The following is a 22,536-nucleotide window of genomic DNA, read 5'->3' as shown; positions in this document are numbered from 1 at the left end:
CTTTCCGGCAGGTCGCAGGCTAAAGTTCTTCTTGTTCGCCCCGCCGAGCGGGGCGAGAGACCATGCGGCTCGGCCGCGTGGGACCAGGGGCTATAGCTCAGTTGGTAGAGCGCCTGCATGGCATGCAGGAGGTCAGGAGTTCAATTCTCCTTAGCTCCACACAGGCTCCACGGATCCCGTCCCCTCAGGGGGCGGGATTTTTCGTCGTGCCCGTGATCCACCGCGCCGCGTGCGGCGGCCACAGGCGTTCCCGACGCTCCCTCAGCAACGCTGTGCGCCGCGCCGTTTCCTCGTCGTCCGGGGTGTACACCACGATCCGGCACTCGGGCATGCCGTTGACCGACAGCGACACCGACGTCATCCGCAACTCGCCCACGTCCACGTGCCGGAACGTCTTCACACGTCGCCCGGGCTGCGCCACGTCGCCCGTCCCCCACAGACGCGCGAAGAGCGGACTGGCCGCGCTCAGCCCGCGTATGAAGTCCTCCCAGCCGGCTCCCCGGCGTGCAGGCCGTAGGAGGCGCGCAGGGTCGCGACCATCACCGGCAGCTCCGACTTCCGGAACATCAGCGGGCAGTCCTCCTCGGGCACCGTGAACAGCCCCCACAGCGCGTTCGGCGGGCGCGTGGCCGACAGCGGTCCGGTGAGGAACAGGTCGGCGTAGACCGCGTTGGCGGCCAGCACGTCGTACCGCGCGTTGTAGACCACCGCCGGCCGTGGTGCGAGGGCGTCGATGATGCCCTGGATCTCCGGGCCCACCGTCTGCACCGGGGCCCCCGGTGCGGCCGTGTACGGCACCTCGGCGAGGTGGTACAGATGCTCGCGCTCCGGCGGGTCGAGCCGCAGCGTGCGGGCCACGGCGTCCAGGACCTGCGGGGAGGCGTTGATCGGTCTGCCCTGCTCCAGCCAGGTGTACCAGGTCACGCCGACGCCCGAGAGCTGGGCGACCTCCTCGCGGCGCAGGCCCGGGGTGCGGCGCCGCAGGCCCGGTGGCATGCCCACGTCCCCGGGTGTCACCCGGGCCCGCCTGCTGCGCAGGAACGCGGCCAGCTCCGGCCGGCGGCGGTGTGTCGTCGTCCCCATCGTCACGTCCCCCTCGCTCCACGTCCCGCACGCCACCACCCCATGGTCGGCGCCGGGCGCTCCCTCTGCCAGGTGCTGTCAGTACCAGCATCAGCGGGCACTCGGCACCCGTACCCGCACGTCGCCAGGCTCGAGCGCATGACGACGACTTCCCGGACGGGACGAGGTCCCGCGCCCGCTCCGAGCACTGCGATCAGCGAAGCACCCGGCACCGACAACCGGCCCCGGCTGCTGCTCGCGGTCGTGCTCACCGCCCTGTTCATGGCGGTCCTCGACGTCTTCATAGTGAACGTCGCGGCCCCCACCATCGGCTCCGAACTCCGGGCGTCCGGCGCCGACTTGCAGCTGGTGATCGCCGGATACGCCATCACCTACTCCGTGCTGCTGATCACCGGCGCCCGGCTCGGCGACCGGTTCGGCCAGGGCCGGGTCCACCTCGCCGGGCTCGCCCTGTTCACCGTCGCCTCGCTCGCCTGCGGCCTGTCGCAGGGCACCACAGAACTGATCGTGTTCCGCTTGGTGCAGGGCGCCGGTTCGGCCGTGATGATCCCGCAGGTGCTCAGCCTCATCCAGCGCACCTTCACCGGCGAGGCCCGGGTCCGGGCGCTCGGCGCGTACTCGGCGGTCCTCGCCGTCGGTGCGGCGGCCGGGCAGATCGCCGGCGGCGTCCTGGTCAGCGCCGACCTCCTCGGCACCGGCTGGCGACCGGTGTTCCTGGTGAACGTGCCGGTGGGCGCCGTCCTGCTGGTGCTGGGCCGTCGGGTCCTGCCCCGGGACGGCGGCGCCGGCCCCCAGGCGGCGCGTGGCCTGGACCTGCCCGGCCTCGTGCTGCTCGGCGCGGCCGTGTCGCTGCTGACGGTGCCGCTGGTGCTGGGGCAGGGGGAGGACTGGCCGCTGTGGGCCTGGCTGTCGCTGGCCGCCTCCGCCGTGCTGTTCGCCCTGTTCTGCGGGTACGAGTCCCGGCTGGCCCGGCGCGGCGGCGCCCCGCTCATCGCGCCCCGCGTCCTGCGCCGGCCCGGCATGGGCCTGGCCGTCCTGCGCATCCTGGCCGTGATGGCGGTCAACGCCGGTTTCCTGTTCGCGCTCACCCTGCACATCCAGGGCGGCCTCGGCTACAGCGCCCTGCGCGCCGGACTCACCTTCGCGCCCACCGCCGTCGTCTTCGGCGTGGTCGGCATGACCTGGCGCAGGTGGCCGGCCTCCTGGCAGCGCGCGCTGACTCCGTCCGGGTTCGCGCTCACCGCGCTGTCCGTGGCGGGGGTGGGCCTGGCGTTCCGGGGCGGCGGCGACGGAGGAGCGGCGCTGTACGTCGCGTACGCCGGAGTCGGCGCTGGGCTCGCCCTCGCGTTCAGCCCGACGCTCACCGGGGCACTGGCGACCGTGCGCCCCGAGGACGCGGCCGACGCCAGCGGTCTGCTGGCGACGGTCACCCAGCTCGGCCAGCTGATCGGTGTCGCGGCCTTCGGCACACTGTTCCTGAACCGGCTTGAGTCACTTGGGCCCCTGGAGGCGTATACCTCTGCGAAGGCGCTCTCGACCTGCATGTGGACACTGGCCGGGACCGCCGCGGTGGGCGCCGTGTCCGGACTGGTACGGAGGCGTCGCTGACCGTATTGCTCGGGCCGTGGCAGAATCAAGCGGCCGGTAGGGGGCGCGGTCCGACGGGAGGGAGTAGCGATGCCTGCGAGCATCCTCGAGGAGGTCGGCCACCTCCTCGGTGCGGCGTTGATACGGGACACGGCCACCCGGCTCAGCTGCCCCTCCTGCGGTTCCGCGCATGTGGCCCAAGTGCTCGGCGACAACGGCGGTATTTCCTACGTGTGCACGGCCTGCGGCCACAGCTGGAGCTGATCGATGGGTGCACACAGGCGAAAGTGCGACTGGTGCGGCAGCGGCACGCCCATCGTCCGTGACATGGAACCGATCAACCCCGACTACCAGTACTGGTGCGAGGAATGCGCGCGGGCGCTGATCATAAAGGGCGACCCGATCGAGACGTACCGCGAACTGGAGGGTGAGCCGATCTACGGCCGCCTCCTGGAGGAGCACTGCACGCTCAAGCGGTTCTACTCGTTCGTCACGGCTTGACGTCCGCCGGGTCTCGGCAACGATGTCCGGCGAGCACCAGGAAGGCCAGCCCCACGCACGCGTAGAGCGCCGACAGCGTCAACTCGGCGCCGTTCTGGTGCAGTTCGGGACGGCCGTGCACATGTGGCACCCACCACAGGGCGTACGAGCAGAAGACCAGCAGCGTGCCGACGGCGACCGCGCGGTGGCCGCGCGTCCACAGCAGGAGCACCACGGGTACGCACCACACCCAGTGGTGCGACCACGACACGGGACACACCAGCAGCGCCGTCACCGCGCAGACGGCCACCGCCCAGCACCGGTGGCCTCGCAACTCCGCCGCGACCGCCACGGCGAGCCCGGCAAGGCCCACGAGGGCCGCCGTGACGGCCCAGAGGGCTCCCGGGTCGGGGGAGTGCAGCAGGCGCGCCAGAACGCCGCGCAGGGCCTGGTTCGCGGTCTCCTCGACGTGCCCGACCCGGCCGGTGCTCAGCACCATGCGCGTCCAGAAGCGCCATGAGTCGTACGGCAGGACGGCCGCCGCGAGAAGCGTCGCTCCGGCGAACGCGGCGGCGGCCCCGCGCGCGTGCCGCAGCCACGGACCCCCGTCGCCGCCCCTGAGCGCGGCCACCACACCCGTGGCGGCCAGGAAGACGGCGAACAGCGCGGGCGTCAGCTTGACCGCCGCGGCGAGTCCCAGGCCGGCCCCGGCCCAGCGGTCCGCGGCGCCCGGGGAGCGGCGTGACAGATCCCACAGCACCAGAACGGCCAGCGCGAGATTGACCTGCCCGTAGCGGAGCGTCGTCCACACCGGCTCGCACCACACGGCCGCCGCCGCGACCCACCAGACGCTCGCCACGCGTGCGTGGCCGACGAGTTTCAGCGACAGCCGCACGAACACCACCAGGAGGGCGAGGTTCCCGGCCGTCGCCAGGGTGCGCAGCAGGCCGGTGTCCAGGAGCGTCAGCGGCGTGAACAGCAGCGCCGCGAACGGCGGGTAGGTTGCGGGCAGATGGAAGGCGGTGGTGCGCAGTGCGTACAGATCGCCTCCCGCGCGGACGGTCGCCCCCTCGGCCCGGTACACCATCAGGTCGACCATCGACACGTGCGCGATCCGCTGCGCGACCCAGAACGCCGTGAACGACACCAGGCACGCCCCCACGGCGACCGGGACTCGACGGTGGACTCCGGACAACGCGATCACGGTCACGAAACCAGACACTAGCGTCCGTATCGGTGCAGAACGGAAACGATTTGGTGATGCACCCGGTGGACCGTGTAATGTTGGCGTCGCCGCCGGGGAAACCGGGCGGACCGAAGCGAGGGGCTATAGCTCAGTTGGTAGAGCGCCTGCATGGCATGCAGGAGGTCAGGAGTTCAATTCTCCTTAGCTCCACAGGAGTCGAAGGCGGATCATCCGAAGGGATGGTCCGCCTTCGATGTTTTCCGGTGGTATGTCGGCGGCGGGTCCCCCGTTTCCGGGGGACCCGCCGCGCGTGCGTTCAGCGGCCCAGGGAGCGGCGGCCGCGGCCCTGGGAGAGGACCGGCAGATTGCGGGACGGCGCCTGCGCTCGCGTGTCCTCCTCGAGGCGCAGCGCCAGCGCCGGGCAGCGGCGCACGGCGCGCAGCGCCTTCGCCTCCGCGTACTGCGGCACCTTGGCCTGGGCGACCGTCGGGAAGCCGTCGGCGCCGAGCTGGAAGACCTCCGGGAGGATGTCCGCGCACAGGCCGTGACCCCGGCACAGGGTCCAGTCGACGTAGATCTTCTGGCGGCTGGCGCCGCTGTCCTCGGGTTCGCCGCCGCCCGGGATGCCCGTCGGCGTTCTGCCCCCCTCGAAGAGCGGCAGAACGCCCTCCACGGGCCGTCCGCAGCCGTTGCCGAGGACATGAGCGGCGAGATCGTCGGTGAACGCCTTGATGGTCGACTCCAGGAACATCGCGGAGCCGTCCGGATGCGAGCACGCACCGCGCCGCTTCACGTTCCTGGCGACCTGCTTGAGCGCCTCCAGGGCGGCCGGTCCGCCGCCGCTCAGGATGTCCTCCATGCCGCGCGCGGCGGCGGGCAGTCCGAGGTAGCAGGGACCGCACTGGCCCGCGCTCTCCTCGGCCAGCCACTGCGCCACCCGCAGCGACTCGCCCAGCGGGCAGGTCTCCTGGCTGATCGGCAGAATGGCGCCCGCGCCCAGCGAACCGCCCACCGCGTCGAGGGAGTTGCGGGAGACGATCGCCTCGTCGACGGTCGCCGCGTCGATCCACTTGCCGTGGTAACCACCGGTCAGCACGCCCTGCGGCACCGGCGGGGCGCCGGCCAGCTGCAGGACGTAGCGCAGTGGCACGCCCGTGGGGACCTCGATCACCATGGGCCGGGCGACCGCGCCGGAGACCGTCAGCATGACGGTGCCCGGCTCGTCGTACAGACCGGTGTGGCCGTAGCGCTCCGGGCCGATGCGGGCGGCGATCGCCAGCTGGGCGAACGTCTCGGCGTTCGACAGCAGCGTCGGCGCACCGCCGACCCCGGTCTGCGAGGCGCTGACCTTGCGGCCGGGCGGGATCGCCGGACCGCCGTCGATGGAGCGGATCAGCGACGCGGCCGCGCCGGTGACCATGCGGACCGGGTTGCGCTGCACGCTCGCGCGCACCGCCGACCTGCGGCTGTTGCTGAGGCCGCGTTCGGCGAGCGCGGCCTCCATGGAGCGCTGCGTCGACTCACGGGTGACCCCCACCACGAGCGTGCGGGCACCCAGGGCCTCGGCGCACAGCAGCGCGCCGTCCAGGATCAGGTGCGGGGCACGGTTGATGAGCACCGTGTCCTTGCGGCAGGCCGGTTCGTCCTCGCTTCCGTTGACGACGACGACCGGCCGTACGCCACGCTTGATCGCCGACTCGGCGACCGAGCGCAGCTTCTTGTGGAAGGGGAAGCCCGCGCCGCCGCGGCCCTTCAGGTTGATGCGTTCGGCGAGCTGCGCGAGCTGCTCACCGCCCAGGGGGTCGAGAGGCCCGTGCACCTTGAGGTGCATGGGCAGATCGAGTCGTTCGACAAGGTCGAAGCCCGACGTGAGCTGCGGAAGGCCGACCACGCGGACTTCTGGTACGTCGGGCAGGGCCTCGTTCACCTATGGCCTCCGAAAGGCGTGTTCCAAGGTTCGCCCGAGCCCGGGGTGTCGTAGGGCGCACCGGGTGACGGTTCATTGGCGGGACCGCTGTTGTACGTGTCACCCGGGTTGTACGTCCCGTAGAGGGTGTTCGTCTCACCTGTGTCGTACGCATCACTCCCGCCGTACCCGCCGGTGCCCGGATTGCCGTGGACCGGCATGGTGTATCCGGTGTCCTGGAGCGGGTCGAAGGCCGACGGGGGGGCCTCGCCGACCGGCGGCGGGGACGGGATCGGCCAGCTGCTCGAGCCACCGGCGGGGCCGTCCACGCGCGGCATCGACTCCGTGGCCCGCAGGTCCGTGCGGCCGGTCCGGCCGGTCGCATAGGGCTGCTGCCGGGGCTGCGGAGGCGTCGAGACGGCCCGGTAGGCGGCGGCGAAGCCGGACGCGGGGGCCTCGTAGGCGGGCGCCGGACGGGCCATCGCCTCGTCGCGCGATTGCTGCGGCGCGCGTCGGCTGTCGTAGCCGGGCAGCGTGGCGGCGGTCTCTGCCACCCGGGCCCGGCTCGCGTCCAGCTGCTCGCGGCCCGGCCGCTCCTCGGAGCCCAGGATCGAGACGAGCCGTTCGGCGACCCTGTGCTTGAACGGGCGGGGAGCCGCGCGCAGGGCGAGGGCTGCGGCCACCGCGACCAGGCACAGCTCGTACGACACCATGAAGAACGTCTTCGCCGGCCGGCCGGCGAACAGGCCGTGGACCAGGGCCGCGCACCAGGCCGGGTAGGCCAGCATGTGCATCGCGCGCCAGCGCGCCGCCACCGGCGCCGGGGAGGCGAACTGGTTGCGCAGTGCGCCGGTGACGCCCACGAAGATCATGAGCAGCCCGGCCAGGGAGCCGAGGCCGATGAGTCCCGCGCTGCCCTTGACGCCGAGGCTGAAGGGGATCACCGCGGCGATGAGGACGGTGTGGTCGAGGGCCAGCTTGATGGTGATGTGCACCAGGAGGAACGCGATCGAGGCGACGGCGGTCACCCGGTGGATGCCCTGGGCCACGATCCGCTGGCGCGTGTTGAGGATGAGCCGGTCCTGTGCGACCAGGCCCCAGATCACCGAGCAGGTGAGGCAGACCAGGGACAGGACGCCTGCGCCGAAGTTGAGGAAGTCCTGGAGCCGGCTGCCTCCGAACAGTACGACCACGGGTATGAGCAGCAGAACAACAGCACTCGCCATCCCGTTGGCCGACCGGCCCGGTTTGGGAAGCGAACTGTTACTACGACGAGGGTTCATGGGGGCAACTCCGAGCGGTTCGGGAAAGCGGTCCCGCTGCGGCACTCTAAGCGGCGCCATACTGATGAGTACGAGGTTTGAGTTATTGCGCTGTTATCAAAGGACTATGCGGTTGTTGCGATGCCCCACTAGTGGGCGTTACGCGAAGTAACCGTTGAACAGGGTTCAGTTCTTGTCATGTCGAGCGGGTCTGTCCACCAGGCATACGGAAGCGCGTCGCGGCTTGCTCAAGGCCTGCGGTACCCTGACGCCATGCGTGCCGTACGCCTTCTGCTTAGCGGGCCGCGCTGATCAGTACCGACCACCGGATGAGATCGTGGTCGGCATCGGCGCGGCGTCCCCTCCTGTGCGAGGGGATTTTTCGTTTCTAGAAAGTCACAGCCGCAGGCAGAGACGATCGATGGAGCTTTGAGGATCATGAGCGAGACGAACCCTGCTGCCCCCGCCGCCGCGACGGCGGAGGCCGCGCCGCACCGCTACACGGCGGCCATGGCCGCCGAGGTCGAGGCACGCTGGCAGGACTTCTGGGACGCCGAGGGCACCTATGCCGCGCCGAACCCGAAGGGCGACCTGGCCGGTGACCCCGAGATCGTCGCCCGGCCCAAGAAGTTCATCATGGACATGTTCCCGTACCCCTCGGGTGCGGGCCTGCACGTCGGCCACCCCCTGGGCTACATCGCCACCGACGTCTTCGCCCGGTTCCAGCGGATGACCGGCCACAACGTCCTGCACACCCTGGGCTTCGACGCCTTCGGCCTGCCCGCCGAGCAGTACGCCGTGCAGACCGGCACGCACCCGCGCGTGTCCACCGAGGCGAACATCGAGAACATGAAGGCCCAGCTGCGCCGGCTGGGCCTGGGCCACGACAAGCGCCGGTCGTTCGCCACGATCGACCCGGAGTACTACAAGTGGACCCAGTGGATCTTCCTGCAGATCTTCAACTCCTGGTACGACGACGAGGCCGACAAGGCCCGTCCGATCTCCGAGCTGATCGCCCAGTTCGAGTCCGGTGAGCGCGGCGTACCCGGCCACACGCGCGCGTGGAACGAGCTGACCGATGTCGAGCGCGCCGACGTCCTGAGCGAGTTCCGGCTGGCCTACGCCTCCGACGCGCCCGTCAACTGGGCGCCCGGTCTGGGCACCGTGCTGGCCAACGAGGAGGTCACCGCCGACGGCCGCTCCGAGCGCGGCAACTTCCCCGTCTTCAAGGCCAAGCTGCGCCAGTGGAACATGCGGATCACCGCTTACGCGGACCGCCTGCTGGAGGACCTGGACGAGCTGGACTGGCCCGAGGCCATCAAGCTGCAGCAGCGCAACTGGATCGGCCGCTCGGAGGGCGCCCGCGTCGGCTTCCCGATCGACGGCGAGTACATCACGATCTTCACCACGCGCCCGGACACCCTGTTCGGCGCGACCTACATGGTGCTGGCCCCCGAGCACCCGCTGGTCGAGAAGTTCACCCCGGCAGCCTGGCCGGAGGGCACCCACGAGGTGTGGACCGGCGGCCACGCCACGCCCGCCGAGGCCGTCGCCTCCTACCGCGCGCAGGCCGCCTCGAAGTCGGACGTGGAGCGTCAGGCCGAGGCCAAGGACAAGACCGGCGTCTTCACGGGCGCGTACGCGACCAACCCGGTCAACGGCGAGCAGGTCCCGGTCTTCATCGCCGACTACGTGCTGATGGGCTACGGCACCGGCGCGATCATGGCCGTACCGGCGCACGACACGCGTGACTTCGAATTCGCGCGCGCCTTCGAGCTGTCGATCCGCTGTGTCGTCGAGCCGACCGACGGCCGCGGCACGGACACCTCGGCGTGGGACGACGCCTTCGTCTCGTACGACGCGAAGATCGTCAACTCCTCCACGGACGACGTGAAGCTGGACGGCCTGGGTGTCGTCGAGGCCAAGGCGCGCATCACCGAGTGGCTGGCCCGCAAGGGCATCGGCGAAGGCACCGTCAACTTCCGCCTGCGCGACTGGCTGTTCAGCCGCCAGCGCTACTGGGGCGAGCCCTTCCCGGTCGTTTACGACGAGGACGGCATCGCGCACCCGCTGCCCGAGTCGATGCTGCCCCTGGAGCTGCCGGAGGTCGAGGACTACTCGCCGCGCACCTTCGACCCGGACGACGCGGACACCCAGCCCGAGACCCCGCTGTCGCGCAACGAGGACTGGGTGAACGTCACCCTGGACCTGGGCGACGGCCGCGGCCCGCGCAAGTACCGCCGCGAGACCAACACCATGCCCAACTGGGCCGGTTCCTGCTGGTACGAGCTGCGCTACCTGGACCCGCACAACGACCAGAAGCTGGTCGACCCGGAGATCGAGCAGTACTGGATGGGCCCGCGCGAGGGCCAGCCGCACGGCGGCGTCGACCTGTACGTCGGCGGCGCCGAGCACGCCGTGCTGCACCTGCTGTACGCGCGTTTCTGGTCCAAGGTGCTGTACGACCTCGGACACATCTCGTCCGCCGAGCCGTTCCACAAGCTGTTCAACCAGGGCATGATCCAGGCCTATGTCTACCGCGACAACCGTGGCATCGCGGTGCCGGCCGCCGAGGTGGAGGAGCGCGACGGCGCGTACTGCCACCACGGCGAGAAGGTCAGCCGACTGCTGGGCAAGATGGGCAAGTCCCTGAAGAACGCGGTCACCCCGGACGAGATCGCCGCCGAGTACGGCGCCGACACGCTGCGCCTGTACGAGATGGCGATGGGCCCGCTGGACGTCTCCCGGCCGTGGGACACGCGCGCGGTCGTGGGCCAGTTCCGGCTGCTGCAGCGGCTGTGGCGCAACATCGTCGACGAGACGACCGGCGAGGTCACCGTCACCGATGCCGAGCCCGGCGAGGAGACGCTGCGCGCCCTGCACAAGGCGATCGACGGAGTGCGCCAGGACCTGCAGGGCCTGCGCTTCAACACCGCCATCGCCAAGGTCACGGAGCTGAACAACCACCTGACCAGGGCGGGCGTCGTCGTGCCGCGTCCGGTCGCGGAACCGCTGGTGCTGATGGTCGCGCCGCTGGCCCCGCACATCGCCGAGGAGCTGTGGCGGCGGCTGGGCCACACCGACTCGGTGGTCCACCAGGACTTCCCGGTCGCCGACCCGGCGTACGTAGTCGACGAGACCGTGACCTGCGTCGTGCAGATCAAGGGCAAGGTCAAGGCCCGCCTGGAGGTCTCGCCGGCCATCTCCGAGGAGGAACTGGAGAGGGTGGCGCTGGCCGACGAGAAGGTCGTGGCCGCGCTGGACGGCGCGGGGATCCGCAAGGTGATCGTGCGAGCGCCGAAGCTGGTGAACATCGTCCCGGCGTAAGCATCCGTCGCCGAGGGTGAGCACCTCCGGGTAGTCCCCTACGGGCAGGTTCGGGGTTCTGCTGGAACTCCGGGCCTGCCCGTTGCGTTTACCGTTGAAGAGCGGAGCGGCCTGCCCCGCGGAAGCGGAGGAGGAGCGTCGTGGAAACAGTGATCGCGGTCTTCGCCGTGCTCTTCCTGCTCTTCGTCGTCCTCGGCGCGTACGCCGCCGTCAAGGTGATCGGCGCCGCCAAGCGGGGCGTCGACCGCACCATCACCCAGGCCCGCCGCACGGTCGAGGACCACACGCTGCGCGCCAAGTCCTTCGCACAGCCGGGCCCGGCGGGCGAGATCGCCCAGCTCCGGCTCAGCCTGCGCACCTCGATGAGAGCCACCCAGGACGCGCTGCACATGGGCGTGACCGAGGACGAGTCACTGCGCGAGTCCCTCGGCCTCTTCCAGCGGCTGAGCGTCCACGGTCATGAACTGGACGGCGAACTCAAGCGCCTGGAGTCCGAGCCGGACCGCGCGACGCTCGCCGAGCGGCTGCCCGAGCTGCGCGCCCGCACCGAGCGCATCACCAAGTCCGCCGACTCCCTGCGCTGGGCCGCCCGCGACCGCGCCCACCGCTTCGCCGAGGACGACCTGGACTCGCTGAGCACCCAGATCGACGTCGAGACCGGCGCCCTGCGGCACTGGCAGCAACCGGACCCCTCGGCGACCCCGGCCCCGTGGCCCGACGCCCCGCCGGAGGAGGGCCCCCACACCCAGCAGACCTGGCCCGAGACCCCGAAGTCCCGCACCGCCGGCGAACCCACCCGGCCGGCCATCAACCCGCCCGGACGGCGCCAGCAGTATCCGTGGCAGAAGAAGCCCCGCCCGGAGAGCACCACTTGATCCGGCCGGTGCCGGCCCGGTGAGAGGGGCCGGGCTGCCGCCCGGGCGCTACGGCAGGTAACCTCCAGCTCATGTCCCGCCATGTCGCGATCGTCACCGATTCAACGGCCTACTTGCCGCCCCGGGCGACGGAGCGTCATGGCATCACATCAGTTCCTCTGACCGTCGTCCTGGGCGATCGGGCGCTCGAAGAAGGCACCGAGATCTCCACCCGTTCCCTGGCCCAGGCGTTGCAGAAGCGACGGCCGGTCACCACGTCCCGCCCGAGCCCCGAACGGTTCGCGGAAACCTACCGCAGGGTCGCCGAGTCAGGCGCCACCGGCATCGTCTCGCTGCACCTCTCCGCCGAGTTGTCCGGTACGTACGACGCGGCGGTACTCGCGGCCCGCGAGGCGCCCGTGCCGGTACGGGTGGTGGACACCGGCATGGTCGCGATGGCCCTCGGCTTCTGCGCGCTCGCCGCGGCCGAGGTCGCGGACGCGGGCGGCACCATGGACGAGGCCGTCACGGCGGCGGAGAAGCGGGCTGCCGGCACCTCCGCCTACTTCTACGTCGACACCCTGGACTATCTGCGCCGCGGTGGCCGCATCGGCGCCGCGCAGGCGCTGCTGGGCTCCGCGCTCGCCGTGAAACCCCTCCTCCAGCTGGACGACGGCCGCATCGATCTCCTCGAGAAGGTACGGACGGCGTCGAAGGCCATCGCCCGCCTCGAGGAGATCGTGGCCGACCGGGCAGGCGGTGCCGAGGTCGACATCGCCGTCCACCATCTCGCCGCCGCAGACCGGGCGTCGGCCCTCGCCGAGCGGCTGCGGACGCGGGTGCCCGGGCTGGTGGACCTGCATGTGAGTGAGGTCGGGGCGGTGATCGGGGCGCACACGGGGCCGGGGTTGTTGGGGGTCGTTGTTTCGCCTCGGTGAGGTGCAGACGCAAGCTCTTGGTTGGTGGGCTCACTCGTGCGGGTGACGGAATTATCCACAACTGGGCGGTTCCCCGGGAATTGAGCAAGATCATCACGGATCTGCGAGATGCCCGATCCTCGTCGCATGGCACTTCGATCACGCTCACGCACAGCGACCGCGACCAGTGGACCGGGCCGGAGCCCCGCCTCCGACGGGCGCACCCGCCACCGACACCCCCTCACGCGCCGCCATTCGCACCAAGGGCACGCACCGGCGGACGAACTGCGCCGCCGGGCGGAACTTCTCTTCGGCGAACGCGCCCTGCAACGCCGGGAGTCGGGACACGGACCTCCGGACGCCAAGCGGGGTCCGGACGGGCCGGCAGCTACGGCAACGGGTACGGGTACGGCGTCCGGGATGAGGCAGGCACCGGTTGCCGTGCTGCCGGACGAGCCGTCGCCGCCGAGCCTTCGGCAGCGTGCCGGGACCGCACTGCGGGAGCGCATGCCGGTCTGGCTGCAGACCAGGTGCGGGCTGGAGAGGCGGGGCGTGGTCGCGCTCGCGGCTCTGCTCGCCCTCGTCGCCGTGTTCGCCGTCCAGCACTTCTGGTCCGGCCGCACCCAGGCAGTGCGGGCACCTCAGGTGGTGCGGGCGGAGGAGCCGGCGGGGGAGGACGGGAGGGGAGGCCAGGGAACCCGGGGTGAGGCGTCGGCGTCCGGCGGGGATGCGTCGAGTGTGCCCGGAGCACCTGGTGGGGCGGGTTCGGTGAGCGCCGAGATCGTGGTGGACGTCAGCGGGAAGGTCCGTAAGCCCGGCATCCATCGGTTGCCGGCCGGCTCGCGGGTGGTGGACGCCCTGCGAGCTGCGGGAGGGGTACGGCAGGGCACCAGCACCGAGGGCCTCAACCGCGCCCGGTTCCTGGTGGACGGCGAGCAGATCGTGGTGGGCGGTCCGGCACCGGGGCCGGGGCCGGGACCGGGTGTGAGCGGCGCGACCGGTTCGGGTGCGGCGGGAGTGACCGGTCCCGCGGCTCCGATCTCCCTCAACACGGCCACCGCGGACCAGCTCGACGCCCTGCCCGGGGTCGGTCCCGTGCTGGCCCAGCACATCATCGACTACCGCACCCAGCACGGCGGGTACCGCTCGGTCGACGAACTGCGCCGGGTGAACGGCATCGGCGACCGCCGGTTCGCGGATCTGCGGAGCCTGGTACGGCCATGAACCACACGGAGCCGACGACGAGGCCCGGCCCTGCGCCCCCGCCCCCATTCATGTCACCCGCACTTCGCCGCGCGGTGCATGCCGACTCCGGCAAGCGGCTGGGCGCAGCCCATCCACGGCAGGAAGGCCCGATCGACCTACGGCTCGTACCGCCCGCGCTGGCGGCCTGGGCCACCGCGGCGATGACGCTGGACGCTGCACCGTTGTGGACCGCCGTCATCGCGGCGGTGTGCCTGATCACGGCTGCCCTCCTGCTTGCGGCGCACCGGCGTCGATCGGGCCGACGGGCTCTCACCCCGCCACCTCGGCCCTCGCCATCCGGCCGGCCGGCACCGCCTCGCCGCCTCACCTGGCCGCGCGCCTCCGTCGCCGCCGTGTTGCTGTGCGTCGCCGCGGCCGCCGTGTCCGCAGGGCTGCACGGGGCCGACGTGCGCCGTGGGCCGGTGCCCGGGCTGGCCCGTGACTACGCCACCGTGACGGCGGAGGTGGAGCTCGACTCCGACCCCTGGCTCAGCAGACCTCGCGTCCGAGGCGATCACGCGGCCCCGGCCGCCGTACTGGTCCGCGCCGAGGTGCGGCGGGTGGAGGAGCGGGACGGGACGGTCGTGAGCACCCGGACGCCGGTGCTGATGGTCGTCGACGCGGACGTCCCGGCACCGGGGCGGGCTGCCAACGGCAGTGGAGAGGACGGGCGTTCGGGCTGGCTGGGGCTGCTGCCGTCCACCCGGCTGAGGGTGAGCGCCGGACTGGCACCGGTGCTGAGCGACGGGGACCGCACCGCGGCCGTGCTGCGTGTCAGGGAGCAACCGCCCCCGGAGGTCGTGGGCGGGCCGAGTGCGCCGCAGCGGCTGGCGGGGCGGCTGCGGGCCGGGCTGCGCGTGGCGACCGGCGGGTTGCCCGCAGACGCGCGGGCGCTGCTTCCCGGCCTGGTCGTCGGAGACACCTCGCGGATCACACCCGAACTCGACGAGGCGTTCAAGGAGACGGACCTGGCGCACACCCTCGCCGTCTCGGGCAGCAACCTCACCATCCTGCTCGCCCTGCTCGTCGGACCGCCCGGCCTGGCGCGCTACGCCGAGCGCCGTGGGCTGGCCCCGCGCCTCGGCATTCCGCTGCGGAGCACAGCGCTGCTCGCCGGGGCACTGACGCTCGGGTTCGTCGTCGTGTGCCGGCCGGACCCGAGTGTGCTGCGCGCCGCGGCCTGCGGAGCCGTCGCCCTGCTTGCCCTGGCGACCGGACGCAGCCGAACCCTGATCCCGGCGTTGGCGACGGCCGTTCTGCTGCTGGTGTTGTACGACCCGTGGCTGGCCCGCAGTTATGGGTTCCTGCTCTCGGTGCTGGCCACGGGGGCGCTGCTGGTGCTCGCGCCGGGCTGGGGCGCGGCGATGCGGCGGCGCGGGGTGCCCGCCCGGCCGGCCGAGGCGCTGGCCGCGGCCGCCGCGGCGCAGGCCGTGTGCGCACCCGTCATCACCGTGCTGTCGGCGCGGGTGAGCCTCGTGGCGGTGCCCTGCAATCTGCTCGTGGAGGTGGCGGTCGCGCCGGCCACGGTGCTGGGCTTCGCGGCGCTGGCGGCGGCACCGGTGGCGATGCCCGTGGCCAAGGTCCTTGCCTGGTGCGCGAGTTGGCCGGCCAGGTGGATCGCGGGTGTCGCCCGGACCGGGGCCGCGCTGCCCGGCGGCGCGATGGACTGGCCCGGCAGCTGGGCGGGGGCGCTGCTGCTCGCCGGGGTGACGGTGGCTCTCGTGCTCGTCGGGCGCCGGCTGCTGCGGCACCCGTGGTGGTGCGGTGTCTGCGCGGTGCTGCTCCTGTTGCTGGTGCTGCGGCCTGTGCCGCTGACCCGGGTGATCACGGGCTGGCCGCCGCCGGGCTGGCGGTACGCGATGTGCGACGTGGGCCAGGGCGACGCGACGGTCCTGGCGGCGGGCGAGGGCAGCGGGGTGGTCGTGGACGCCGGACCCGATCCGACGCTTGTCGACCACTGCCTGCGGGAGTTGGGCATCACCCGCATCCCGCTCGTCGTCCTCACCCACTTCCATGCCGACCATGTCGCCGGACTGCCCGGTGTGCTGCGCGGCCGTTCGGTGGACGCGATCGAGACGACGGACTTCGAAGAACCTGCGGACCAGGCCGAGTTCGTACGAAAGGAGGCGGCCGAACGGAACATCCCGCTCACCCACGCCGTGGCCGGGGAGCGGCGGCGCACCGGAGCGCTCACCTGGCAGGTACTGTGGCCCCCGGCGCGTCCGGCAACGGACCCGGACGGCCCCAACGACGCGAGCATCACCCTGCTCGTCCGGTCCGCGGGACTGCGGCTGCTGCTGCTCGGGGACCTGGAACCCCCGGCCCAGCAGGCCCTGTTGCGGTCACCGGCGGCGGCCGCGCTGGCCGGTGTCGACGTGCTGAAGGTCGCTCATCACGGGTCGGCGTACCAGGACCCCGGGCTGATACGTCTCGTGTCGCCCCGCGTCGCGCTCATCTCGTGCGGGGCGGACAACCCGTACGGACATCCGGCGCCTGGCACCGTGGCCGCTCTGCGGGCCGGAGGTGCGGTGGTGCTGCGCACGGACCGGGATGGCGCGCTCGCGGTCACCGGTATGGGCTCCGAGTTGGGGGTGGCGCGAGACTGAGGGCATGAATGCCGATCAGGTCGACGCATATCTCCGCCGTTTCGGGGCCGTTCGCCCGGTTGAGCCCACTGCCGAAGCGCTGCGGGAGCTGCATCTGCGCCATCTGCGGGCCGTGCCCTTCGAGAACCTGTCGATCCACCTCGGAGAGGAGATCGTGCTGGAGGAGAAGCATCTGCTGAACAAGCTGGTGGGCGCACGGAGGGGAGGGTTCTGCTACGAACTGAACGGCGCGTTCGCGATGTTGCTCGCCGCACTCGGCTTCGACGTCGTGCTGCTGGCGGCGCGGGTGTACGGCGAGGAGGAGCGGCTCGGGATGCCGTACGACCATCTGGCGCTGCGTGTGGGCACGGTGGACGGGAGCAGGTGGCTGGCCGACATCGGGTTCGGGGCGCACAGTCACTATCCGCTGGCGTTCGACGAGCGGGCGGAGCAGAGCGATCCCGGTGGGGTGTTCCGGATCGTGGAATCCGGTCCGGACGCCGCCGGAGCGGGCGGCCGTGGTGTCGGAGTCGGTCCTGGGGCGGCCGGGGTGGTGGATCTGGACGTGCTGCGGGACGGGAAGCCGCAGTACCGGCTGGAGGTGCGGCCGCGGGTACTCGAGGACTTCGTGGTCGGAGCCTGGTGGCACAGCACCTCGCCGCTCTCGCACTTCGTCCGGTCGACGGTGTGCTCGCGGGTCGCGGAGGACGGGGGGAGGATCACGCTCAGCGGGCGGGCCTTGACGGTGACCACGCCCGACGGGAAGCGCGAGGTGTGCGAGTTGGCGGCGGACGAGGAGGTGCTCGCGACGTACCGGGAGCGGTTCGGGATCGCGCTCGACCGGGTGCCCGCGGTCCGACACCGGCACGGCGAGGGCTGATTCGGGCGTCTCGGGACCACTCGATGCTACTCGTGCGTAGTCCCATCACTTGTGCTGGATTCCCACGATGAGAGCCCGTGTTGCCTCGAAAGCCGCATCGGTGATCGAATGTCTCTCCGGCAGCAGATGATGTCGAGGCGTGCAGAGGTGTGGTAGATGTTCGGCCGCTGGCTGGGAAACCGAACGAACTGGGTCCAACGGACGAGTCCTCTCGCCGCGCTGCAGACCCCGCCCGATGCCGGAGTGTTGAGCTGCCGGGTGCTCGACCCGGTCAACGAACCGGTGGCGCACGCGGAGTTCGCGGTCAGCGACGCGCAGGGGCGCAAGGTGGTCAGCGGTGGTACGGATCCCTACGGGTCGTTCGTGGCGACGGTGCCGGCGGGGGAGTACCGGCTCGCGGTGTCGGCGGAGGGGTACGCGCCGTACCGCGCGACCGCGATGGTCGGTGAGAACGCGCTCGCTTCGCTGGGCGACGTGACCCTCCAGGTCGCGCAGCCGCCCGACCTGCCCGCGCCGGGAGACTGGGACATCGAGGCGACGCACTCCTCGATCGCCTTCACCGCGCGGCACATCGGACTCGCCCGGGTCCACGGGCGGTTCAACTCCTTCGCCGGGGCCGTGCGGATCGCCGACCATGTGGAGCAGTCCGCGATGCACGTGGTGATCGACGCCGCGTCCATCGACACGAACGTGCGGATGCGGGACGACCATCTGCGCTCGGCGGACTTCCTGGACGTGGCGCGCTTTCCGACGCTCGAGTTCTACAGCGAGCGGTGTGCGCACAAGGGCGGCAAACGGTGGGCCGTCACCGGTGCGCTGTCGTTGCACGGCGTGACGCGTACGGTCACGCTCGACATGGACTACCTCGGGCTCGGCAACGGCATGGAGGGCGAGACGCGGGCGGCGTTCCGGGCCTCGACCGAGCTGCACCGGGACGACTACACCGTGAGCTGGCAGACGATGCTGGCACGCGGGATCGCGGTGGTCGGGCCGAGCATCAAGGTCGACCTCGATGTGCAACTCGTGCCCAGGGGGTAGGAGGCGACCTGGGCCGTACGGCGTGCGGGTGGTGCCGGACAATGAGGCCGTGAGCGATGTGAGACACGTGCTGGTGCTGCCCGACCGCGATGCCGCCGAGGAAGTGGCGCAGGCGCTCGCCGAGCGGTTCGGCGTCGACGAGGAGCCGCGGCTCGTGCGGGACGCTCTGGCGGGCGAGGACGACGCGGAGGACGCGCAGTGGCTCGTCGTCCTGCGGGACGAGAACGCGCGACTGGACCCGGCGGCGCTGGACGCCTTCGCCGGGGAGTGGGACGGCTGGCGCGAGGAACCCTAGGCCGGCGGCGGGCCCGGCCCGTTGTCAGTGGCGCGTGCGATGCTTGTCGCGATGGCCAGGAAGACTGCTGACAACGACCCTCTCGCCCCGGTGACGCTCGCCGTGGGCCAGGAGGACCTCCTGCTCGACCGTGCCGTGCAGGAGGTGGTGGCCGCCGCCAGGGCCGCCGACGCCGACACGGACGTACGTGACCTGACACCGGACCAGCTCCAGCCCGGCACCCTCGCCGAGCTGACGAGCCCCTCGCTCTTCGCGGAGCGCAAGGTGGTGGTCGTACGCAACGCGCAGGATCTCTCGGCCGACACGGTCAAGGACGTGAAGGCGTATCTCGGGGCGCCCGCCGAGGAGATCACGCTCGTGCTGCTGCACGCGGGCGGGGCCAAGGGCAAGGGGCTGCTCGACGCGGCGCGCAAGGCGGGCGCGCGTGAGGTGGCCTGCCCGAAGATGACCAAGCCGGCGGACCGGCTGGCGTTCGTGCGGAGCGAGTTCCGCGGGCTCGGGCGGTCGGCCACGCCCGAGGCGTGCCAGGCGCTCGTCGATGCCATCGGGAGCGATCTGCGGGAGCTGGCCTCGGCCGTGACCCAGCTCGTCGCGGACGTCGAGGGGACGATCGACGAGGCGGTCGTCGGGAGGTACTACACCGGACGGGCCGAGGCGTCGAGCTTCACCGTGGCCGACCGGGCGGTGGAGGGGCGTACGGCGGAGGCGCTGGAGGCGTTGCGGTGGTCGCTGGCGACGGGGGTGGCGCCGGTGCTGATCACCAGCGCGTTGGCGCAGGGCGTGCGGGCGATCGGGAAGCTGTCGTCGGCGCGAGGTGGCCGTCCTGCCGACCTGGCCCGGGAGCTGGGGATGCCGCCGTGGAAGATCGACCGGGTGCGGCAGCAGATGCGGGGGTGGACGCCGGACGGCGTGGCGGCGGCGTTGCGGGCGGTGGCCGAGGCGGATGCGGGGGTCAAGGGGGGCGGGGATGATCCGGAGTACGCGCTGGAGAAAGCCGTGGTGATCGTGGCTCGGGCGGCGCGGTCACGTGGGCGTGGGTAGCTCTGGCTGAGGCCGTCCGTTGTCTGCGGGTGCGTTCGTCAGGGGCTCCGGCCCCTGGACCTCCGGCCTTCGCCCACCGACCACCCGACTCGGCGGGCTGAAAGGCCCTCGATCGCGACTCGGGGGGCCGAAGGCACCCGGCCGCGGCTCGACCAGGCAGGGCGAAGGGAAACCGAAGACCCCGGGCCCGCCCTGGGGAAGGGTGGCTACCGGGGTCTTCGGTTCGAGCTGTTGGACCCGCGCCCGCGTGGCGAACGCAGGCCGCGCGCGGGTCCTTGGGGGGCCGGGTGGGAGCGGATGAGAGAGGGCCCGCTGGGTCCGCCCGGCGTCAAATCAAGTGTCAGCCCTTGAGGGACACGACCTTGGAAGCAAGCGCCGACTTCTTGTTGGCGGCCTGGTTCTTGTGGATGACGCCCTTGGAGACGGCCTTGTCGAGCTGACGCGCGGCAGCGCGCTGGTACTCGGTGGCCTTCTCGGCGTCACCCGCGGCAGCGGCCTCACGGGCCTTGCGGATCGCGGTCTTCAGGGAGGACTTGACGGCCTTGTTGCGCAGCCGCGCCTTCTCGTTGGTCTTGATCCGCTTGATCTGGGACTTGATGTTCGCCACGAATGAGCCTTTTCAGGTTCTGGCACCGGGCCGCGAAGGTCCCGTGCCGATGATTTCTTGAAGAAGTGCCTCGCGCTGAGAGGGCTTGAGACACAGCCCCCCACACTACCAGCGGCTTGGCGGACGGCCCAAACCCGCTCCCGGTCGCCGCCCGTGGGACCATGGAAGCTACGTATCGATCCGACCCGAGGCATAAGGCGCCTCAAGAGACAGGACCCTGCGTGCCCGCGACCCCTAAGAATGTGCCCGAGCCGAGCCGTACCGACCCGGCTCTGATCCGCAATTTCTGCATCATCGCGCACATCGACCACGGAAAGTCCACGCTCGCCGACCGGATGCTCCAGCTGACCGGTGTGGTCGAGCAGCGGCAGATGCGCGCTCAGTACCTCGACCGCATGGACATCGAGCGCGAGCGTGGCATCACGATCAAGTCCCAGGCGGTGCGTTTGCCGTGGGCTCCCACCCACGACCCGGGCAACACGCACATCCTCAACATGATCGACACCCCGGGGCACGTCGACTTCACGTACGAGGTCTCGCGGTCGCTCGCCGCCTGCGAGGGGACCATCCTCCTCGTCGACGCCGCCCAGGGCATCGAGGCCCAGACCCTCGCCAACCTCTATCTGGCGATGGAGAACGACCTCACCATCATCCCGGTGCTCAACAAGATCGACCTGCCGGCCGCGCAGCCCGAGAAGTTCGCCGAAGAGCTGGCGAACCTCGTCGGCTGCGAGCCCGGCGACGTGCTCAAGGTCTCCGCGAAGACAGGGCTCGGCGTCGAGGCGCTGCTCGACAAGGTCGTCGACCAGATCCCGGCCCCGGTCGGCGTCGCGGACGCCCCTGCACGCGCCATGATCTTCGACTCGGTGTACGACTCCTACCGGGGCGTCGTGACGTACGTCCGTGTCATCGACGGGCAGCTCAACAAGCGTGAGCGCATCAGGATGATGTCCACCGGCGCCACCCATGAGCTGCTGGAGATCGGGACCAACTCGCCCGAGATGCTCCCGGCCGACGGCCTCGGTGTGGGTGAGGTGGGGTACCTCATCACCGGTGTGAAGGACGTCCGCCAGTCCAAGGTCGGTGACACCGTCACCAGCCAGCAGAAGGGGGCCACGGAGGCGCTCGGTGGCTACAAGGACCCGAAGCCGATGGTCTTCTCCGGTCTGTATCCGCTGGACGGCTCCGACTACCCCGAGCTGCGCGAGGCCCTGGACAAGCTCCAGCTCAACGACGCCGCGCTCGTCTACGAGCCGGAGACCTCGGCGGCGCTCGGCTTCGGTTTCCGTGTCGGCTTCCTCGGTCTGCTGCACCTCGACGTGATCCGTGAGCGGCTGGAGCGCGAGTTCGGCCTCGACCTGATCGCCACGGCGCCCAACGTGGTCTACCGCGTGATCATGGAGGACGGCACCGAGGCCGTCGTCACCAACCCGAGCGAGTTCCCCGAGGGCAAGATCGACGAGGTGTACGAGCCGGTCGTGCGGGCCACGATCCTTGCGCCCACCGAGTTCATCGGCGCGATCATGGAGCTGTGCCAGACCCGGCGCGGCACCCTGCTGGGCATGGACTACCTCTCCGAGGACCGCGTCGAGATCCGCTACACGCTCCCGCTCGCGGAGATCGTGTTCGACTTCTTCGACCAGCTGAAGTCCAAGACGCGCGGCTACGCCTCCCTCGACTACGAGCCCACGGGCGAGCAGTCCTCGAGCCTCGTCAAGGTCGACATCCTGCTGCACGGCGACAAGGTCGACGCCTTCTCGGCGATCACGCACAAGGACCAGGCGTACGCGTACGGCGTGCGGCTCGTCGCCAAGCTCAAGGAGCTGATCCCGCGGCAGAACTTCGAGGTGCCGGTCCAGGCCGCCATCGGCTCCCGGGTGATCGCCCGCGAGACCATCCGCGCCATCCGCAAGGACGTCCTCGCCAAGTGCTACGGCGGTGACATCTCCCGCAAGCGGAAGCTGCTCGAGAAGCAGAAGGAAGGCAAGAAGCGGATGAAGATGGTGGGTTCCGTGGAGGTTCCGCAGGAGGCGTTCATCGCCGTGTTGTCCAGCGATGACAGCGCGGGGTCGGCCAAGAGCAAGAAGTAACCACGGGTTACACCGGGTTACCCAAGCAAACCGGGGCCAAAGGGGTCCGTCGTACGAAAGTGCGGCGGGCCCTTGTGCATGCGGCCGGTCGCTCTCTGTAGGAAGTGACAGGCCGCAGCCCCTTACGCGCCGGCGGGGCGGGCTCTACTCTGA

At 71.1% G+C, this 22,536-nt stretch carries 17 protein-coding genes, 2 tRNA genes and 1 pseudogene; 15 read left to right on the top strand and 5 right to left on the bottom strand.

Annotated features, from left to right (window positions below; genetic code table 11):
* The first annotated feature begins 86 nt into the window (after positions 1-86).
* Positions 87-159, top strand: a tRNA-Ala gene (locus tag IEZ19_RS12525).
* Positions 160-184: 25 nt separating this feature from the next.
* On the opposite strand, the pseudogene IEZ19_RS12520 reads toward IEZ19_RS12525, so the two are convergent.
* Positions 185-1,083, bottom strand: a pseudogene (locus IEZ19_RS12520) (helix-turn-helix transcriptional regulator).
* Between the two features lie 138 nt (positions 1,084-1,221).
* Between IEZ19_RS12520 and IEZ19_RS12515 the strand changes: the two are divergent.
* The 3 genes from IEZ19_RS12515 to IEZ19_RS12505 all read left to right on the top strand — a co-directional run bounded on the left by IEZ19_RS12515 (position 1,222) and on the right by IEZ19_RS12505 (position 3,171).
* On the top strand, positions 1,222-2,691 hold the full coding sequence (locus IEZ19_RS12515) for an MFS transporter (RefSeq protein WP_189311211.1): 1,470 nt from the start codon (positions 1,222-1,224) through the stop codon (positions 2,689-2,691).
* Between the two features lie 69 nt (positions 2,692-2,760).
* Positions 2,761-2,934, top strand: a complete 174-nt coding sequence (locus IEZ19_RS12510) for a hypothetical protein (RefSeq protein ID WP_100826177.1) — start codon at positions 2,761-2,763, stop codon at positions 2,932-2,934.
* 3 nt (positions 2,935-2,937) lie between these two features.
* The gene (locus IEZ19_RS12505) at positions 2,938-3,171 is read left to right on the top strand and encodes a hypothetical protein (protein WP_006136074.1); all 234 of its coding nucleotides are present in this window, start codon (positions 2,938-2,940) and stop codon (positions 3,169-3,171) included.
* Here IEZ19_RS12505 and IEZ19_RS12500 read toward each other — a convergent pair.
* Positions 3,161-4,360 (bottom strand): glycosyltransferase 87 family protein, encoded by a 1,200-nt coding sequence (locus tag IEZ19_RS12500; RefSeq protein ID WP_189311210.1) that lies wholly within the window; start codon positions 4,358-4,360, stop codon positions 3,161-3,163. The genes IEZ19_RS12505 and IEZ19_RS12500 overlap by 11 nt on opposite strands.
* Before the next feature lie 113 nt (positions 4,361-4,473).
* Here IEZ19_RS12500 and IEZ19_RS12495 point away from each other — a divergent pair.
* Positions 4,474-4,546, top strand: a tRNA-Ala gene (locus IEZ19_RS12495).
* Positions 4,547-4,652: 106 nt separating this feature from the next.
* Here IEZ19_RS12495 and IEZ19_RS12490 read toward each other — a convergent pair.
* Together IEZ19_RS12490 and IEZ19_RS12485 are read right to left on the bottom strand one after the other, a co-directional pair.
* The gene (locus IEZ19_RS12490; protein ID WP_189311209.1) at positions 4,653-6,263 is read right to left on the bottom strand and encodes an NADH-quinone oxidoreductase subunit NuoF family protein; all 1,611 of its coding nucleotides are present in this window, start codon (positions 6,261-6,263) and stop codon (positions 4,653-4,655) included.
* Positions 6,260-7,468, bottom strand: a complete 1,209-nt coding sequence (locus tag IEZ19_RS12485; RefSeq protein WP_189311208.1) for a ferric reductase-like transmembrane domain-containing protein — start codon at positions 7,466-7,468, stop codon at positions 6,260-6,262. The genes IEZ19_RS12490 and IEZ19_RS12485 overlap by 4 nt, the downstream gene beginning before the upstream one ends.
* Positions 7,469-7,942: 474 nt before the next feature.
* Between IEZ19_RS12485 and leuS the strand changes: the two genes are divergently transcribed.
* The 9 genes from leuS (at position 7,943) to holA (ending at position 19,686) form a co-directional block, all read left to right on the top strand.
* Entirely contained in the window at positions 7,943-10,831 is a 2,889-nt protein-coding gene (gene leuS, locus IEZ19_RS12480; protein ID WP_189311207.1) for a leucine--tRNA ligase, read from the top strand.
* Positions 10,832-10,971: 140 nt separating this feature from the next.
* Positions 10,972-11,706, top strand: coding sequence for a hypothetical protein (locus IEZ19_RS12475; RefSeq protein ID WP_189311206.1), 735 nt, complete (start codon positions 10,972-10,974; stop codon positions 11,704-11,706).
* Positions 11,707-11,777: 71 nt separating this feature from the next.
* On the top strand, positions 11,778-12,623 hold the full coding sequence (locus IEZ19_RS12470) for a DegV family protein (protein ID WP_189311205.1): 846 nt from the start codon (positions 11,778-11,780) through the stop codon (positions 12,621-12,623).
* A gap of 126 nt (positions 12,624-12,749) precedes the next feature.
* A complete protein-coding gene (locus IEZ19_RS12465) occupies positions 12,750-13,826 on the top strand; it encodes a ComEA family DNA-binding protein (protein ID WP_189311204.1) in 1,077 nt (358 codons plus the stop codon).
* 50 nt (positions 13,827-13,876) lie between these two features.
* Entirely contained in the window at positions 13,877-16,453 is a 2,577-nt protein-coding gene (locus IEZ19_RS12460) for a ComEC/Rec2 family competence protein (RefSeq protein WP_189311203.1), read from the top strand.
* 4 nt (positions 16,454-16,457) lie between these two features.
* Entirely contained in the window at positions 16,458-17,312 is an 855-nt protein-coding gene (locus IEZ19_RS12455; protein WP_189311202.1) for an arylamine N-acetyltransferase family protein, read from the top strand.
* A 156-nt stretch (positions 17,313-17,468) separates the two neighbouring features.
* Positions 17,469-18,350 carry a YceI family protein gene (locus tag IEZ19_RS12450; RefSeq protein WP_189311201.1) on the top strand — a complete coding sequence of 294 codons (882 nt, stop codon included), beginning with the start codon at positions 17,469-17,471 and terminating at the stop codon, positions 18,348-18,350.
* 49 nt (positions 18,351-18,399) lie between these two features.
* The gene (locus tag IEZ19_RS12445; protein WP_189311200.1) at positions 18,400-18,645 is read left to right on the top strand and encodes a hypothetical protein; all 246 of its coding nucleotides are present in this window, start codon (positions 18,400-18,402) and stop codon (positions 18,643-18,645) included.
* A gap of 51 nt (positions 18,646-18,696) precedes the next feature.
* On the top strand, positions 18,697-19,686 hold the full coding sequence (gene holA / locus IEZ19_RS12440; protein WP_189311199.1) for a DNA polymerase III subunit delta: 990 nt from the start codon (positions 18,697-18,699) through the stop codon (positions 19,684-19,686).
* 340 nt (positions 19,687-20,026) lie between these two features.
* Here holA and rpsT read toward each other — a convergent pair whose 3' ends face one another.
* A complete protein-coding gene (gene rpsT, locus IEZ19_RS12435; protein ID WP_189311198.1) occupies positions 20,027-20,293 on the bottom strand; it encodes a 30S ribosomal protein S20 in 267 nt (88 codons plus the stop codon).
* A gap of 221 nt (positions 20,294-20,514) precedes the next feature.
* Between rpsT and lepA the strand changes: the two genes are divergently transcribed.
* The gene (lepA, locus tag IEZ19_RS12430) at positions 20,515-22,383 is read left to right on the top strand and encodes a translation elongation factor 4 (RefSeq protein WP_189311197.1); all 1,869 of its coding nucleotides are present in this window, start codon (positions 20,515-20,517) and stop codon (positions 22,381-22,383) included.
* The last annotated feature ends 153 nt before the right edge of the window (positions 22,384-22,536 follow it).

This window comes from Streptomyces brasiliensis (assembly GCF_014647875.1).
In the GTDB taxonomy this organism is placed as follows: domain Bacteria; phylum Actinomycetota; class Actinomycetes; order Streptomycetales; family Streptomycetaceae; genus Streptomyces; species Streptomyces brasiliensis.
Note: the sequence above shows the minus strand (reverse complement) of the source record. Positions and strands in the feature narration are given on the sequence as shown.

Excerpts from the sequence above, each read along its gene's own strand:
- IEZ19_RS12485 (WP_189311208.1), bottom strand. The coding sequence starts at position 7,468 with ATGGCGAGTGCTGTTGTTCTGCTGCTCATACCCGTGGTCGTACTGTTC.
- IEZ19_RS12505 (WP_006136074.1), top strand. The coding sequence starts at position 2,938 with ATGGGTGCACACAGGCGAAAGTGCGACTGGTGCGGCAGCGGCACGCCC.
- IEZ19_RS12515 (WP_189311211.1), top strand. The coding sequence starts at position 1,222 with ATGACGACGACTTCCCGGACGGGACGAGGTCCCGCGCCCGCTCCGAGC.
- IEZ19_RS12455 (WP_189311202.1), top strand. The coding sequence starts at position 16,458 with ATGAATGCCGATCAGGTCGACGCATATCTCCGCCGTTTCGGGGCCGTT.
- holA (WP_189311199.1), top strand. The coding sequence starts at position 18,697 with ATGGCCAGGAAGACTGCTGACAACGACCCTCTCGCCCCGGTGACGCTC.
- leuS (WP_189311207.1), top strand. The coding sequence starts at position 7,943 with ATGAGCGAGACGAACCCTGCTGCCCCCGCCGCCGCGACGGCGGAGGCC.
- IEZ19_RS12510 (WP_100826177.1), top strand. The coding sequence starts at position 2,761 with ATGCCTGCGAGCATCCTCGAGGAGGTCGGCCACCTCCTCGGTGCGGCG.
- IEZ19_RS12465 (WP_189311204.1), top strand. The coding sequence starts at position 12,750 with ATGGCACTTCGATCACGCTCACGCACAGCGACCGCGACCAGTGGACCG.
- IEZ19_RS12460 (WP_189311203.1), top strand. The coding sequence starts at position 13,877 with ATGTCACCCGCACTTCGCCGCGCGGTGCATGCCGACTCCGGCAAGCGG.
- IEZ19_RS12450 (WP_189311201.1), top strand. The coding sequence starts at position 17,469 with ATGTTCGGCCGCTGGCTGGGAAACCGAACGAACTGGGTCCAACGGACG.
- IEZ19_RS12470 (WP_189311205.1), top strand. The coding sequence starts at position 11,778 with ATGTCCCGCCATGTCGCGATCGTCACCGATTCAACGGCCTACTTGCCG.